This window comes from Streptomyces chattanoogensis (assembly GCF_001294335.1).
GTDB lineage: Bacteria > Actinomycetota > Actinomycetes > Streptomycetales > Streptomycetaceae > Streptomyces > Streptomyces chattanoogensis.
On sequence record NZ_LGKG01000139.1, the window covers coordinates 1 to 14,953 of the forward strand.

Below are 14,953 nucleotides of genomic sequence, written 5' to 3' on the forward strand. Positions count from 1 at the left end.
CGGTCTTTCGGTCACGGTGTGGGCGCACCACATGTATGTGACGGGCGGCGTGCTGTTGCCGTTCTTCTCCTTCATGACGTTCCTGATCGCGGTCCCGACGGGCGTCAAGTTCTTCAACTGGATCGGCACCATGTGGAAGGGCTCGCTCTCCTTCGAGACGCCGATGCTGTGGACCGTCGGCTTCCTGATCACCTTCGTCTTCGGCGGCCTGACCGGTGTCATCCTGGCCTCGCCGCCGATGGACTTCCACGTCTCCGACTCGTACTTCGTCGTGGCGCACTTCCACTACGTCGTCTTCGGCACGGTCGTCTTCGCGATGTTCGCCGGCTTCCACTTCTGGTGGCCCAAATTCACCGGCAAGATGCTGGACGAACGCCTCGGCAAGATCACCTTCTGGACCCTGTTCACCGGCTTCCACGGCACCTTCCTCGTCCAGCACTGGCTCGGTGCGAACGGAATGCTGCGCCGTATCCCCGACTATCTGGCCGCCGACGGTTTCACCACACTCAACACCGTCTCCAGCATCTTCTCCTTCCTTCTGGGAATGTCGATCCTGCCGTTCTTCTACAACGTCTGGAAGACCGCCAAGTACGGCAAGAAGGTCGAGACCGCCGATCCGTGGGGCTACGGCCGCTCGCTGGAGTGGGCGACCTCCTGCCCGCCGCCGCGGCACAACTTCCGCACCCTGCCCCGTATCCGGTCCGAATCCCCGGCATTCGACCTGCACCATCCGGAGATCGCACGCGAGGTGGAAAGCGGGGTCCGTGTCCGATGAGCGAGGAACTGCGCATGCCCGATATCGGCAAAACCCTCAACGACATCGAGGGACACCTGCTCTGGGAGGCGGAGAAGGAACAGGCCCGCAGCCGGGCGGACGCATTCTGCGACGCCCTCCCGTGGCTCACCGGCACCCAGCGCAGGGAGGTGGAACTGCGCTACTGCCAGGAACAGCACGCCACCACCCGGGACTACCTGGAACGCATCGCCGCCCGCAGCGCCTCGCTGCGGGCCGAATACGACGGCGCATACCGGGCCCTGCGGCGGCGGCTGGTCGCGGCCTGCCTGGGAGGAGCGGCGGCCGCGGCGATGCTGGTGGCCCTGGCGGCCGTGGGCGTCGCCGTGCGCTGAGGCGGACGGTCGCACGATCCGCGCCCGCCCCGTCAGCCGTACTGCACCTGCAGCTCCTTGACGCCGTTCAGCCAGGCCGACCGGAGCCGGCGCGGGTCGCCCGCCAGTGAAATGCCGGGCACGGCGTCCGCAATGGCATTGAAGATCAGGTTGATCTCCAGGACCGCGAGGGATTTGCCGAGGCAGAAATGGGGCCCGCCGCCCCCGAACCCCAGATGGGGATTGGGATCACGGGTGATGTCGAAGACCTCCGGCCGGTCGAAGACCTCCGGGTCGTTGTTGGCGGAGGAATAGAAGAGCCCGACCCGCTGACCCTGTTTGATCTTCGCGCCGCCCAGTTCCGTGTCCTGGGTGGCGGTGCGCTGGAAGGAGACCACCGGAGTCGCCCACCGCACTATTTCCTCGGCCGCCGTCGCGGGCCGCTCGCGTTTGTAGAGCTCCCACTGATCGGGGTGGGTGAGGAAAGCGTGCATGCCGTGCGTGATGGCGTTCCGGGTCGTCTCATTGCCCGCGACCGCCAACAGCAGGACGAAGAAGCCGAATTCGTCGGACCCGAGATTCCCCTCGTCCTCCGCCGCCACCAGCCGGCTGACGATGTCCTCGGCCGGACATTCCTTCCGCGCCGCGGCGAGATTCATCGCGTACGAGATCAGCTCCATGGCGGCGTTGGTGCCGACCTCTTCGGTGATGGCCAGCTCGGGATCGTCGTACGCGACCATCTTGTTCGACCAGTCGAAGATGCGGGCCCGGTCGTCCTGGGGAATGCCGATGAGTTCGGCGATCGCCTGGAGGGGGAGTTCACAGGCGATGTCCGTGACGAAATCCCCGGACCCCTTCCGGCGCGCCTCCTCGAGGATCCGCGTCGCCCGGTGGCGCAGGGCGTCCTCCAGGGCGCGGATGGCGCGCGGGGTGAAGCCGCGCTGCACGATCTGACGGACCCGGGTGTGCTCCGGCGGGTCCATGTTCAGCATGATCAGCTTCTGTACGTCGATCTGGTCGCGGGTCATCGACGCGTTGAAGCGGATGATCGAGGTGTTGAGGTTGGCCGAGAAGATATCCGGCTTGGTGGACACCTCCTTGACGTCCTCATGGCGGGTGACCACCCAGTAGCCGTCGTCGCCGAAGCCCGCGATGCCGTGCGGCTGGGCGTTCCACCACACGGGCGCGGTCTTCCGCAGCTGGGCGAACTCGGGCAGCGGGACGCGGGTTCGGTAGACGTCGGGGTCGGTGAAGTCGAACCCTTCGGGCAACGCGGGGCATGGCATGGGCGACTCCTGGTCCGTCGGGCATCCGAGAGCTCTGGCCTTGGGGCGGGGTGATACCGGGTGTCGAGCCGCGGAGGCGTATCCGCAGCAATCCTGACGCTGCATCAGATATGGGTGCGGTGAAGGTAATAACGAGTTCTGCAAGTGGCAAGGGTCGTGGCCGGACCTGTTGCGGACAAGGGTGTGCACGCCCCTTGCGCCGCAGGACGGGGCTCATGAGACTGTGCAAAGAAGTAGAACGCGTACTAGTTCTTCTTCCGTGGGTGCCGGGACGCCCCGCGGACGCGAGGAGAGGACGAGTCAGTCATGGCCGCGGAACCCGTCATCGTCGAAGCCGTACGCACCCCCATCGGCAAGCGCGGCGGCGCGCTCGCCAACCTCCACCCCGCCTACCTCCTGGGCGAGACCTACCGCGAACTCCTCGCCCGTACGGCCATCCAGCCCGACTGCATCGAGCAGATCGTCGGCGGCACCGTCACCCACGCCGGCGAACAGTCCATGAACCCCGCCCGCAACGCCTGGCTCACGATGGGTCTTCCGTACGAGACCGCGGCCACCACCGTGGACTGCCAGTGCGGCTCCTCCCAGCAGGCCAACCACATGGTCGCCAACATGATCGCGAGCGGCGTCATCGACATCGGCATCGGCTGCGGCGTCGAGGCCATGTCCCGGGTCCCGCTCGGCAGCGGCTCCAAGCACGGCCCCGGCAAACCCTGGCCCGACGAGTGGAACGTCGACCTGCCCAACCAGTTCGAGGCCGCCGAACGCATCGCCCGCCACCGCGGCCTGACCCGCGAGAACGTCGACTCGCTCGGCCTGATCTCACAGGAGCGGGCGGCCGCCGCCTGGTCCGAGGAACGCTTCAAAAGGGAAACCTTCGCCGTCCAGGTTCCCACCACCGAGGAGGAACAGGCCGCGGGACAGGGCATGTGGCGGCTGGTCGACCGCGACGAGGGGCTGCGCGACACCAGCATGGAGGCGCTCGGCGGACTCAAGCCGGTGATGCCGACCGCCGTGCACACCGCGGGCAACTCCTCGCAGATCTCCGACGGCGCGAGCGCGGTGATGTGGGCCTCCAAGCGTATGGCCCGCGCCCTCAGACTCAAGCCACGCGCCCGCATCGTGGCCCAGGCACTGGTCGGCGCCGACCCGCACTTCCATCTCGACGGGCCCATCGACGCGACCCGCGCCGTGCTCGGCAAGGCCGGTATGTCCCTCAAGGACATCGACCTCGTCGAGATCAACGAGGCCTTCGCGTCGGTCGTGCTCTCGTGGGCCCAGGTCTTCGGACAGGACCTGGAGAAGGTGAACGTGAACGGCGGCGCCATCGCCCTAGGCCACCCGGTGGGCGCCACCGGCGCCCGTCTCATCACCACCGCACTGCATGAACTCGAGCGCACGGACAAGGAATTCGCCCTGATCACGATGTGTGCGGGCGGTGCACTGGCCACGGGGACGATCATTCAGCGGCTTTAGGGAAACATCCCTGCCTGCGTAGCTGCCTACCTGCCTGCCTACCTGCGGAAAACCACAGTCGAGTTGGGTGGAAAACCACATACCCCGCCACGCGTGATCTTCGTACCGTCGAAGCATGACGAAAACTCAGCAGACATCACAGACAGCGGACGGAAAGCGGCAGAGCGAGGCCCGGACCGCGGTCACCCGATCCGCATCGCCACGACGCTTATCGCGAGGACTGGCCGCGGGCGCCGCCCTTCTGCTCGCGGCGCTCACCGCGGCCCCGGCCCTCGCCGCGCCGCCGGCCGGCGCGGGGCAGGCCCCGGCCGACGTCGCACAGGCCGGTCAGGGGCGCGGGACGCTGCTCTCCCTCACCCCGCTCGGCAGCCGGCGCCGTGACGAAGTCGTCGCTCGGGCACAGAAAGCGGGCCTCGACGCCGGCACCGCGCGGTACGGCGTCGCCGCCTACCGCCTCACCTACCGCACGATCACCCCCGACGGCCGCCCCACCACCGCGTCCGGCCTGCTCGCCCTCCCCCGCGGCGGCGGCCGCCAACTGCCGCCCGTCGTCCACACCCACGGCACCCTCGCCTACCGCGGCTACGCCCCTTCCGTCTCCGAGGGCCCCGACCGGGCCGTCACGGCGCTGTACGCCTCGGCCGGCCGCGCCGCCATCGCCCCCGACTACCTGGGCCTCGGCATGAGCCCCGGCCGGCACCCCTATATGGACGCCCGGTCCGCGGCATCGGCTTCCCTCGACATGCTCCGCGCGGCCCGGTCCGCCGCCCCGCGGCTGGGTGCCGCCCTCGCCCACGAGGTCTCCGTCACCGGCTTCTCGCAGGGCGGGCAGGTCACCATGGAGCTCGGCCGCGCACTGGACCGCGGCGCCGATCCCCACTTCCGGCTGGGCATGCTGGCACCCGTCGGCGGCCCCTACGACCTTGACGGCAGCGAGCTCCCCGCCATGTTCGACGGCCGTGTCGACACCCGGTCCGCCGTGTTCTACATCGCCTTCTTCCTCACTGCCCAGAACCGCCTGCACCCGCTCTACACCCACCCGGGCGAGGTGTTCCGCGCCCCGTATGCCGACCGCGTGGAGGAGCTCTTCGACGGCGACCACCCGGCCGAAGACATCGCGGGCAAGCTGCCCGGCCGCCTCGAGGACCTGCTGACCGACACCTGGTACAGGAAACTCCAGCACCCCTCCGGCGCCCTGCTCGAGGCGCTACGTGCCAATGACCGCACCTGCGACTGGACACCGGACCGAGAGGTACGCATCACCCTCTACACCGCGACGGGCGACCGGGACGTTCCGATAGCCAACACCCGCAGCTGTGCGGATGAGCTGTCGGGGCACGGCGCCAAGGTCACGGTCGTCGACCAGGGCCGCGACGCCGACCACTACACCTCGTTCCTCCGCTCGGAACCGTCCATAGCCCGCGCTCTCCCCGTCGCCCGCCGCTAGCCCGGTTCGGGCAGAGCCGGGCCCCGGAGCGGACGTCAGGAGGTGAAGGACACCGGGGTGTCGAAGGCGGCGCGGCGGGTGGCGCGGCGCAGGGCCTTGAGGATGGGGCCGCCGAGGGTGAAGGTCAGGATCACGGTGACCAGGGCCCGGGGGAGGTCCCAGCCGAGGGAGGTGGCGAGACAGTAGGCGAGGAAACGGGCGAGGTTTTCGTTCAGCGGGTTGCCGGGGACGAAGGAGACCCCTGACGTCATCCCGGCGATATAGGGCCAGCCCTGGAGGTTCATGACCAGGCCGTAGAGGACGGCGGCGAGGGCTCCGTAGGCGGAGAGCAGGGCGAGTTCGCGGCGGCCGCGCAGCCGGCCGGGGCCTGGCAGCAGGCCGGCGCCCATGGACACCCAGCCCATGGTCAGCATCTGGAACGGCATCCAGGGGCCGACACCGCCGGTCAGCAGTGCCGACGCGAACATCGCCACGGACCCCAGGACGAAGCCGAAACCGGGCCCGAGCACCCGGCCCGACAACACCATCAGGAAGAACATCGGCTCGATGCCGGCAGTACCCGCACCCAGGGGGCGCATGGCGGCTCCCGCCGCGGCCAGCACGCCGAGCATGGCGATGGCCTTCGCATCCAGACCGGTGTCGGCGATGGTCGCCACGACCACGGCGAGCAGCATCGGCAGCAGCGCGGCGAACAGCCACGGCGCGTCCTTGGAGTGGGCGAGCCCGGAGGCGGAGTCGGCGAGCAGCGGCCAGCCGAACGCCATCACGCCGATGGCCGAGATGAGGGCCAGGGCGGCGATGGACCGGGGACCGAGGCGCACGACCCGGGCCTGACGGCCGGAGGCCCGCTGCGGCGGGTGGCCCGGCGGGCCGGTCCGGGGCCCGGGGCCGGCGGGGGCGTCGGGGCGGGCCGGAGTCATGGGGTGGCCTCCAGGGCGCGGGCGACCTGGGGGACGGTCAGCCAGGGGAGAGGAGCGAGGACCTTGGAGACCTGAGGGGCGAAGGAGGGGGAGGAGACCACCACCTCGCCGGTGGGGCCGTCGGCGACGATCTCGCCGTCGGCGAGGATGACGACGCGGTCGGAGAGTTCGGCGGCGAGTTCGACGTCATGGGTGGCCAGGATGATGGCGTGCCCTTCGGCGGCCAGGGAGCGGAGCACGTCGATCAGGCGGGCCTTCGCGGCATAGTCCAGGCCGCGGGTGGGCTCGTCGAGAAGGAGGAGCGGCGGACGGGCGGTGAGGACGACCGCCAGGGCGAGGGCGAGGCGTTGGCCCTCGGACAGGTCGCGCGGGTGGACGGAGTCCGGCACGTCGGGCAGCAGCCGCGTGACGAGAGCGCGGCAGGTGCCGGCGGGCGCGTCCGCGTCATGGTCGGCGGCGGTGCATTCGGCGGCGACGGTATCGGAGTAGAGGAGGTCGCGGGGTTCCTGGGGGACGAGGCCGACATGCTTCAGCAGGGTGCGGGGGCTGGTGCGGTGCGGGGCGGTGCCGCCGACGCGGACCGTGCCGGAGGACGGCTCGTGCATGCCGACGAGGGTGGTGAGCAGGGTGGACTTGCCCGCACCGTTACGGCCCATCAGGGCGAGGGTCTCGCCCGGCCGAACGGTGAGGTCCACGCCGTGCAGCGCATCGACCCGCCCACGCCGCACACCGAGCCCCGAGACCACCACGGGGGGTCCTGAGGCAACTTGGCCGGGTGCCATGCCTGACCCACCACGTGCCCGGCCGCCACCCCCGGCGCCCGCCCCGTCGGCGTCGGCCCCGGGCTCAGGGCGTGTGGCGGCTCCAGGGGTCACCCCCGCCAGTCGCTCCCGGAGGGGTCCCGCCTTGCGTCGGGCGTCGCGTACGGACAGGGGCAGCGGCGACCAGCCGGCGAGGCGGCCGAGGGCCACGACCGGCGGGTGGACGGGGGAGACGGCCATGATGTCGGCGGGGTCGCCCATGAGGGGGGCCGTGCCAGGGGAGGGGAGGAGGATGACCTGGTCGGCGTACTGGACCACGCGTTCCAGGCGGTGTTCGGCCAGCAGGACCGTCGTGCCGAGGTCGTGGACCAGGCGCTGGAGTACGGCGAGGACCTCTTCGGCGGCGGCCGGGTCGAGGGCCGAGGTCGGCTCGTCCAGGACCAGGACCTTGGGGTGCGTGGTGAGGACCGAGCCGATCGCCACCCGCTGCATCTGGCCCCCGGAGAGCGTGGCGATGGCGCGGTCGCGCAGATCGGCCAGGCCCAGCAGATCCAGGGTCTCCTCGACGCGGCGGCGCATCACGTCCGGGGCGAGGCCAAGCGATTCCATGCCGTAGGCGAGCTCGTCCTCGACGGTGTCGGTGACGAAGTGGGACAGCGGGTCCTGGCCCACGGTGCCGACGACATCGGCCAGTTCGCGCGGCTTGTGGGTGCGGGTGTCGCGGCCGTCGACGGTGACGCGGCCGCGCAGGGTGCCGCCGGTGAAATGCGGTACGAGCCCGCAGACGGCGTTCAGGACGGTGGACTTGCCGACGCCGGAGGGGCCGACCAGCAGGCAGAGTTCGCCCTCGGGGACGGTCAGGTCGATGCCCTGGACGGCGGGCGCGGCGGCGTCCCCGTAGGTGACCGAGACCTGCTCGAACCGGATCACTGGGTGGGCTCCTTCTTGAACGGGCGCGAGGACGGGCGGGAGGACGGACGGGCCCCGGCGACGGGTCCGACCCCCTCGCCCCGCGGACCTTCGGCCCGCCTCTGCAGGCCCCCCGCATTCCCCGTAACGCCCGGGACCGGAGCGACGAACGCCGGCAGCAGCCCCAGAAGAACGGACGCGGCGGGCCAGAGGGGCAGGTCGGGGGCGGTGAGGGGGACGGCGGACGGATGGAGGGCGGCGGGGGCGTACGCATTCGCCCAGATCATCAGGGCCGCCACCGCGATACCGGAGGCGGCGACCAGACAGGCGCGAAGGCCCCAGCGTTCGGGCCGGTAGCGGGTGCGTACGGAGCGGCGGCCGCCGAGCCACAGCCCGCCGAGCGCGGCCGCCAGTCCGGCGAGCAGCAGCGGCAGCCCGTAACCGCCGCCGGCGTCCGACAGCAGCCCATAGGTGCCCGCGCAGACGCCGAGCAGCCCGCCGAGGGTGAGGGCGGAGGTGGTGTGCCGTACCGCGGGCGGCACCTGGGCGGTGCGCCCGTAACCGCGCGCGTCCATCGAGGCGGCCAGCGCGACCGACCGTTCCAGGGCACCCTCCAGCACCGGCAGCCCCACCTGAAGCAGCGCCTTGAACCCGCGGTCGGGCCGGCCGCGCAGCCGCCGTGCCGCCCGCAGCCGCTGGACGTCGGCGACCAGATTCGGCGCGAAGGTCATCGCGACGACGACCGCCACGCCCGCCTCGTACAGCGCGCCGGGCAGGGACTTCAGCAGCCGGGCCGGGTTGGCGAGGGCGTTGGCGGCGCCCACGCAGATCAGGAGAGTGGCCAGTTTCAGCCCGTCGTAGAGGGCGAAGAGCATGCCTTCCGCGGTGACCCGGCCGCCGATCCGTACCCCCTTCGCCCAGTCGGGAAGCGGCACTTCGGGGAGAGTGAGCAGGGTGTGCGTACCGGGAACGGGGGAGCCCAGGACGAAGGCGAAGACGAGCCGGATGGCGATCACCAGCAGGCCGAGCCTGACGAACGCGCCGTACGAGCGGGCCCAGGGCGCGTCCGTACGCCGGGCGGCGACGACATACCCGGCCACCGCGACCAGCAGGCCGAGCAGCAGCGGATTGGTGGTACGCGAGGCCGCGGCCGCCAGGCCGAGCGCCCACAGCCACCACGCTCCGGCGTGCAGCGCGTTGCTACGGGTCGCCTGCGGGGCGCTCATCCGCGCCGGCGGCGCGCTTGCCACACGGCGGCCGCCCCCAGTACGACGACGGCCGCAATGCCGCCGAGCAGCCCGGCGGAGGGACCGCCGTCCCCGTCGCCGTCCGCGGCCTTGGCGGACGGCGACGAGGGGGCTTTCCTCGCCCCGCCCGATCCGCCCGCCCCGCCCGATCCGCTCACCTGCTCCGCACACCCCGACTTCGGATAGCCGGCGATGGCGCACAACAGCGCGTTGGAGTCATAGCGCAGCCGCCGGGCGACGGCGGCCAGCGCATCGCCCGCCGAGGCGTCCTCCGGCACCCGGGCACATTCCGTACGGGCCTTGGGCGGGGTCTCGCCGTCGGGCGCGTCGGCCGCGGTGCCGAAGTCGATGACGACGCCGATCCGTTTGCTGCCTTCCCGGGCGGGCGTGCCCTGGCACAGCGCGTCGAAGTCGGCGGCGGCCCGCGGCTTGCCGGCCGCGGCGGAGTCGGCGCTGACGGTGAACCGGAAGCCCTGGACGCTGCCGTCGGCCGGCCGCGCGGTGGCGGGTCCCTCGGAGGCGTACGACCAGGAACCGCCCTTGCTGTCCCAGAAGGACCAGTAGCGGTACTCCTGGGCCTGGGCCCGTGCCTGCGACAGTGTCTCTGCCTGCGCCTGCGCCTGCGCCTGCACCGGTGCGGCCGCCAGCCCGGTGACCGCACCGGCCAGCAGCAGCGCGCCGACAGCCCGGCGGCACCGCAGGGGCCCCACACGCCACACGGGACTCGTGTGCCGCAGGGGACGTATGGGCCGCCAGGGACTCGTAAGCCGCCTCACAGCCGGCCGCCCCGCTTCCTCACAGCTGGTCCTTCTTCTTGCGCCCGCTGATCAGGAAGCCGATCCCGGCGCCGAAGGCCAGTCCGACACCGATGATCCACCAGGGGATGCCGCTGTCGTCGTTGTCCTTGGCGTCCTTGTCCGGGGCGGCCGACGGCGCCGCGGTCCCGGCCGGCTCGGGCCCGGTGGCGTTCAGCGCGGCCAGCAGGTCGGTCCCGCCGAAGGAGCGCGGGTCGGTGCCGGTGGCATGCGCGGCCAGCACCAACTGGGCGTACGCGGCCGGGCCGTTCTGCTTGGCCCAGTCCGCCGAGTTCTTCTCCAGCCACTTCAGCGGCTTCTGCGCGGCGGCGCCGTGCGAACCGGCCGCCAGGGCGACCACCGCATCGGCCGTGTTGCCGACGTCTGGCTGCTGCTCCGCGCCCGGCATCGCGGACAGCAGATGCTGCCCGTTCCGGTCGAGCTGCGCCACGAGATAGGCGTCCGCGGCCTGCGCGGCCCGCTTGGGGTCGCCCTTCGCATCGGACTTGCCGTCCTTGCAGGTCAGCGCCTTGACCGGCACGTTCACGCCGTTGCCCGCGGGCGCCACGGCAAAGCCCTTGCCCAGGGCGCCCAGCGCGGCGGCCGCGGTGGCGTCGACGTTCGGGGCGAGCTTGCCGTCCTTGGGCTGGAAGGCGAACGCACCGCGCTCGCCCTCCTCGGCGTCGCACCCCAGCTGGAACGCCGACAGCGCCTCGTAAGGGCTCTTGCCCCCCTTGGTGACGGACGCGGGCTTCTCACCGGCCGCCGTCAACGCCCCGATGACCACCGAGGTGGAGTTGGCGTCGCTGGGCGAACCGGGCATCGAGCTCCAGCCGCCGTCCTTGTTCTGTACGGACTTCAGCCAGCTCACGGCCTTCTTCGCGGCCCGGTCGTGCCCGCCGAGCGCGGTCAGCGCCTGCACCGCGGCGCTCGTCTGGTTGGTGTCCCGCATCGTCTTGGCATCACAGGCCTTGCCCGGGTCGGCCCGGAAGGCGGTGAACGAGCCGTCGGCGCACTGCTGCCCGGTCAGCCAGCCGATACCGGACGCCGCGGGCCGCACGCCCGCCGTGTGCTGCGCCAGCAGGGCCAGCGACTGCCGCCAGACACCGTCGTACTGCGGGTCCTTGGTTCCGTAGAGCCCGTCCGGCAGCTTCTTCGGCGACGCGGACGGGGCGGCGGCGTCGGCGTACGCGGCGGGGGCAGCGGCCGCGCCCAGCAGGGCCGCGGTGGCCAGCGCCGGGGCGGCGCGGCGTGCCAGGACGGCGAGGGAATGCGCCATGGGAGCCATGGTGGCCATCGGGTCGGTGCCTCTCGGGTCGGGTCGCAGCGGGGGTACGCAGCCGCGCTCGGCCGGCCGTCCGCGCGACGATCGCCGGATCGCATGCGGTGGCACCGGGCTCAGCTCCGTAAACCTCGACGGTGCCGCACACCGGCCGTTTGCGGCGGCTTGGTGGCGGGAGCCTTGGCCGTGCCCCAACGGGTGCTCCGGCTCGGACGGCCGAACGCCCCGCGGCGGTGCGCGGTGTGCGGCCGGGCCGTCCTCACGGTTGCGGGTCAGCGCCGGATTTCCACCGGCTTCCCCCGATCGGGCACGGATGAAGTTGTCCCGCACACCCTAACCGGCGGCCGAACCGGACCCGCCCTCCCCTACGGGGCCGCTCCGCTTGCCGCCCCGCCGTATGACGCCTCCCGATGGCTTCCCGGTGCGCCGCCCCACGTCCTCACACCGCGATGTACCTCGCCGGATCCGACCCCGCCACCATCTCGGCGTGCCCCAGCTTCAGCAGGCGCCGCAGATGCGCCTCCGCCTCCGAGACGGCGATGTTGCGGGACGGGTAGGGGATCTGGTCCCAGGGACGGTTCCACTCCATCGACTCCGCCAGCTGCCAGGCGGTCAGCGGTTCGCGGAGCAGTGCTCTCAATCCGGACAGCCGCTCCTCATGGTGAGCGATGAGCTCGCGTACGCGTCCCTCCGCATCGGCGAACGCATGCTGATGCGCGGGCAGCACCTCGGCCGGCGCCAGTCGCCCGATCCGCTCCAGGGAGTCGAGATAGTCGCCGAGGGGGTCCCCACTGCTCGAACGGAGTGGAGAGCTTGGGGGAGGGCCGGTCACCGTGGAGTCGTCCGGGTCCTCGTACAGCCCGATGTGCGGGGTGATCCCGGGCAGCAGATGATCACCGGAGAAGAGTCGGCCGAAGCCGCCGGCCCGCCCCGGGCGCCCCGCGCCCCCCGAGGCCGAGGACGCCGCAGCCGGATGCTCCTCCTCCAGATGCAGACACACATGGCCCGGAGTGTGCCCCGGCGTCCAGATGGCGCGTACCCGCCGCCCCGGCAGATCGAGCAGTTCACCGGGAACGATCTCCCGGTCCGGCAGCGCCGCCCGCCGGCCGGGCAGCTTCCGGCCGCGCCCTTCGGCGCGCGCCTCCCGCAGCGGCGCCAGATGATCCTCCGGCGCACCCGCCGTCGTCAGCTTGGCGAGCAGATAGTCCAGCCACTGCCCAGGTACGGCCTCCCGGGTGCGCCGGACCACCGCCGTATCGGCCGCATGCATCGCGATCCAGGCACCGGACGCCTCGTGCACCTTGCCCGACAGCCCGTGGTGGTCGGGGTGGTGATGGGTGATCAGCACGCCGTGGATGTCGGCGATGGCGAAGCCGCACGCCGTGACCCCCGCGACGAGGGTGTCCCAGGAGTCCGGATCGTCCCAGCCGGTATCGATCAGCACCGGTCCCCGGTCGGTCTCCAGAAGGTGTACGAGGGTGTGGCCGAGCGGGTTGTCCGGGATGGGGACGGCGATGCTCCACACCCCGCCCCGGTGGTCGGTCGTCTGCACCGTCATCCCGTTCCCCTCTCGGCGTGCCCTGCCCCTTCACTATAACTAGAACTGGTTTCAAAGCGGCCGAAGTGGGCCCGCAATGAAGGTGGTTGGGATCCGCGACGCACCGTGGACTCCTTCAACTGGAACTGGTATCAGTTCCTGTGCGGTGACTATCTTCTGATGCTGCGTCAGAAGTGGGCATCGCAAGAGCCCGGAAGCCAGCAGACCGAAGCGAACAGCCAACAGCCAACAGCCAACAGCCGGACGCCGGCGCCGAAATCCGTCCGAACCGTCGGGAGGCGGCAGCGATGAGCGACGACCTCGTCGAGCACGGAAAGCTCTACATTGGCGGTGAGCTGGTCGACCCGGCCGGCAGCGACACGATCGAGGTCGTCTCACCGCACACCGAACAGGTCATCGGCCGCGTCCCGCACGCCTCGCGGGCCGACGTCGACCGTGCGGTGGCCGCGGCCCGTACGTCCTTCGAGTCCGGGATCTGGGCCGATGCCCCCCTGGAGGACCGGATCGCGGTGGTGACCCGGATCAAGGACGCCATCGCGGTACGCAGTGAGGAGATCGCCAAGGTCATCAGCGCGGAGAACGGCACCCCGTTCACCTCCGGCGTGATGGTGCAGTCGCTGGCCGCGATGATGGCGTGGGACGCGGCGCTGACGGTGGCCCGGGACTTCCCCTTCGAGGAGCGGCGGGCCGGTGCGCTGGGACCGATTCTCGTACGGCGGGAGCCGGCCGGAGTGGTCGCGGCCGTGGTGCCGTGGAACGTTCCGCAGTTCACCGCCGCGGCCAAGCTCGCACCGGCGCTGCTGGCGGGCTGTTCGGCGGTGCTGAAGGTGTCGCCGGAGACCCCGCTCGACGCGTACCTCCTGGCGGAGATCGCCACCGAGGCCGGGCTGCCGGAGAGGGTGCTGTCGATCCTGCCCGCGGACCGCGAGGTGAGCGAGTACCTGGTGGGGCACCCGGGCGTCGACAAGGTGTCGTTCACCGGATCGGTGGCGGCGGGCAAGCGGGTCATGGAGGTCGCGGCCCGCAATCTGAGCCGGGTGACCCTCGAACTCGGCGGCAAGTCCGCGGCGGTGATCCTGCCGGACGCGGATCTCGACGCGGCGGTGGCCGGCATCGTCCCGTTCGCCTGGATGATCAACGGCCAGGCCTGCGTGGCCCAGACCCGGATCCTCGCACCCCGCAGCCGCTACGACGAGATCGCCGAACGGTTCACCGCGGCGGCGTCCGCCCTGAAGGTCGGCGACCCGCTGGATCCGGCCACCGAACTCGGCCCGCTGGTCGCCCGCCGCCAGCAGCAGCGCTCGCTCGACTACATCGCGCTCGGCCAGCAGGAGGGCGCCAAGCTCCTGACCGGCGGCGGCCGCCCGAAGGACCAGGCCACCGGCTGGTACGTCGAGCCGACCCTCTTCGGTGAGGTCGCCAACTCCATGCGGATCGCCCGCGAGGAGATCTTCGGCCCGGTCATCTGCCTGCTGCCGTACGACGACGAGGCGGAGGCGGTACGGATCGCCAACGACTCCGACTACGGGCTCTCGGGTTCCGTATGGACGGCAGACGTCGGCCACGGCATCGAGATCGCGCGGCGGGTGCGCACCGGTACGTACTCGGTGAACACCTTCAGCATCGACATGCTCGGCCCGTTCGGCGGCTACAAGAACTCCGGGATCGGGCGGGAATTCGGGCCGGAGGGCTTCGGCGAGTATCTGGAGCACAAGATGATCCACCTGCCGGCGGGGGCGTGATGGGGGACCGCTGGCGGGTGGAGGTGGACCGGAGCGTCTGCATCGGGTCCGGGATGTGCGTGGGCGCGTCACCGGACGGCTTCCGGCTGGACTCGGCGCGGCAGTCGCACCCGGTGGCACCGGAGGCGGACGGCGCCGAGGACGTCCTGGCGGCGGCCGAGGGGTGTCCCGTGGAGGCGATCAGGATCACCGTCGCGGAGAGCGGGGAGGCGGTGTTCCCGCCGGAGGAGTGAGGGGCGGGCGGGGCGGGGAGCCTCTCGGGGTTTTCCCCTAAGGGTTCGGTGGGCCCCCGATTGACCATCTACCCGTGCGGCTGGGCGGCTACCCGTGCAGTCACTCGGCTACCTGTGTCGGCCGGCCGACTACCCGTGCCGACGCAAGAGTCAACGCCCCGCGGGCCAATGCCCCGCGGGCCAACAAGCCG

General features: G+C 71.5%; 13 protein-coding genes and 1 riboswitch. Of the genes, 6 read left to right on the forward strand and 7 right to left on the reverse strand.

Annotated elements, in window-relative coordinates; all coding sequences use genetic code 11:
- A partial coding sequence (locus tag ADL29_RS18860) for a cytochrome c oxidase subunit I (RefSeq protein WP_078971119.1) occupies positions 1-775 on the forward strand: 775 nt, incomplete at its 5' end.
- Positions 776-789: 14 nt separating this feature from the next.
- Positions 790-1,128, forward strand: a complete 339-nt coding sequence (locus tag ADL29_RS18865; protein ID WP_053924899.1) for a hypothetical protein — start codon at positions 790-792, stop codon at positions 1,126-1,128.
- Positions 1,129-1,160: 32 nt separating this feature from the next.
- On the opposite strand, the gene ADL29_RS18870 is transcribed toward ADL29_RS18865, so the two are convergent.
- Entirely contained in the window at positions 1,161-2,393 is a 1,233-nt protein-coding gene (locus ADL29_RS18870; RefSeq protein WP_053924834.1) for a cytochrome P450, read from the reverse strand.
- Positions 2,394-2,699: 306 nt separating this feature from the next.
- On the opposite strand from ADL29_RS18870, the gene ADL29_RS18875 reads away from it, so the two are divergent.
- Both ADL29_RS18875 and ADL29_RS18880 read left to right on the forward strand, forming a co-directional pair.
- Positions 2,700-3,869 (forward strand): steroid 3-ketoacyl-CoA thiolase, encoded by a 1,170-nt coding sequence (locus ADL29_RS18875; protein WP_053924835.1) that lies wholly within the window; start codon positions 2,700-2,702, stop codon positions 3,867-3,869.
- 115 nt (positions 3,870-3,984) lie between these two features.
- Complete coding sequence (locus ADL29_RS18880; protein WP_245689518.1) at positions 3,985-5,316, forward strand: alpha/beta hydrolase family protein; 1,332 nt, start codon at positions 3,985-3,987, stop codon at positions 5,314-5,316.
- Positions 5,317-5,351: 35 nt separating this feature from the next.
- Here the strand turns inward: ADL29_RS18880 and ADL29_RS18885 are convergent, their stop codons facing one another.
- The 6 genes from ADL29_RS18885 to ADL29_RS18910 all read right to left on the reverse strand — a co-directional run bounded on the left by ADL29_RS18885 (position 5,352) and on the right by ADL29_RS18910 (position 12,787).
- On the reverse strand, positions 5,352-6,236 hold the full coding sequence (locus ADL29_RS18885; RefSeq protein ID WP_078971120.1) for an ECF transporter S component: 885 nt from the start codon (positions 6,234-6,236) through the stop codon (positions 5,352-5,354).
- Positions 6,233-7,927 (reverse strand): ABC transporter ATP-binding protein, encoded by a 1,695-nt coding sequence (locus ADL29_RS18890; RefSeq protein WP_053924836.1) that lies wholly within the window; start codon positions 7,925-7,927, stop codon positions 6,233-6,235. The genes ADL29_RS18885 and ADL29_RS18890 overlap by 4 nt, the downstream gene beginning before the upstream one ends.
- Complete coding sequence (locus tag ADL29_RS18895; protein ID WP_107095024.1) at positions 7,924-9,132, reverse strand: CbiQ family ECF transporter T component; 1,209 nt, start codon at positions 9,130-9,132, stop codon at positions 7,924-7,926. The genes ADL29_RS18890 and ADL29_RS18895 overlap by 4 nt, the downstream gene beginning before the upstream one ends.
- Positions 9,129-9,854 (reverse strand): SCO2322 family protein, encoded by a 726-nt coding sequence (locus ADL29_RS42750; RefSeq protein ID WP_053924902.1) that lies wholly within the window; start codon positions 9,852-9,854, stop codon positions 9,129-9,131. The genes ADL29_RS18895 and ADL29_RS42750 overlap by 4 nt, the downstream gene beginning before the upstream one ends.
- 94 nt (positions 9,855-9,948) lie before the next feature.
- On the reverse strand, positions 9,949-11,226 hold the full coding sequence (locus ADL29_RS18905; protein ID WP_053924903.1) for an SCO2321 family membrane protein: 1,278 nt from the start codon (positions 11,224-11,226) through the stop codon (positions 9,949-9,951).
- Between the two features lie 232 nt (positions 11,227-11,458).
- Positions 11,459-11,580, reverse strand: a riboswitch (cobalamin riboswitch).
- An 88-nt stretch (positions 11,581-11,668) separates the two neighbouring features.
- Complete coding sequence (locus ADL29_RS18910) at positions 11,669-12,787, reverse strand: Strvi_7410 family MBL fold metallo-hydrolase (protein ID WP_053924837.1); 1,119 nt, start codon at positions 12,785-12,787, stop codon at positions 11,669-11,671.
- A gap of 287 nt (positions 12,788-13,074) precedes the next feature.
- On the opposite strand from ADL29_RS18910, the gene ADL29_RS18915 reads away from it, so the two are divergent.
- Positions 13,075-14,529, forward strand: a complete 1,455-nt coding sequence (locus ADL29_RS18915; RefSeq protein WP_053924838.1) for an aldehyde dehydrogenase — start codon at positions 13,075-13,077, stop codon at positions 14,527-14,529.
- Positions 14,529-14,762 carry a ferredoxin gene (locus tag ADL29_RS18920; RefSeq protein ID WP_053924839.1) on the forward strand — a complete coding sequence of 78 codons (234 nt, stop codon included), beginning with the start codon at positions 14,529-14,531 and terminating at the stop codon, positions 14,760-14,762. Before ADL29_RS18915 ends, ADL29_RS18920 begins: the two co-directional genes overlap by 1 nt.
- Positions 14,763-14,953 lie beyond the last annotated feature (191 nt).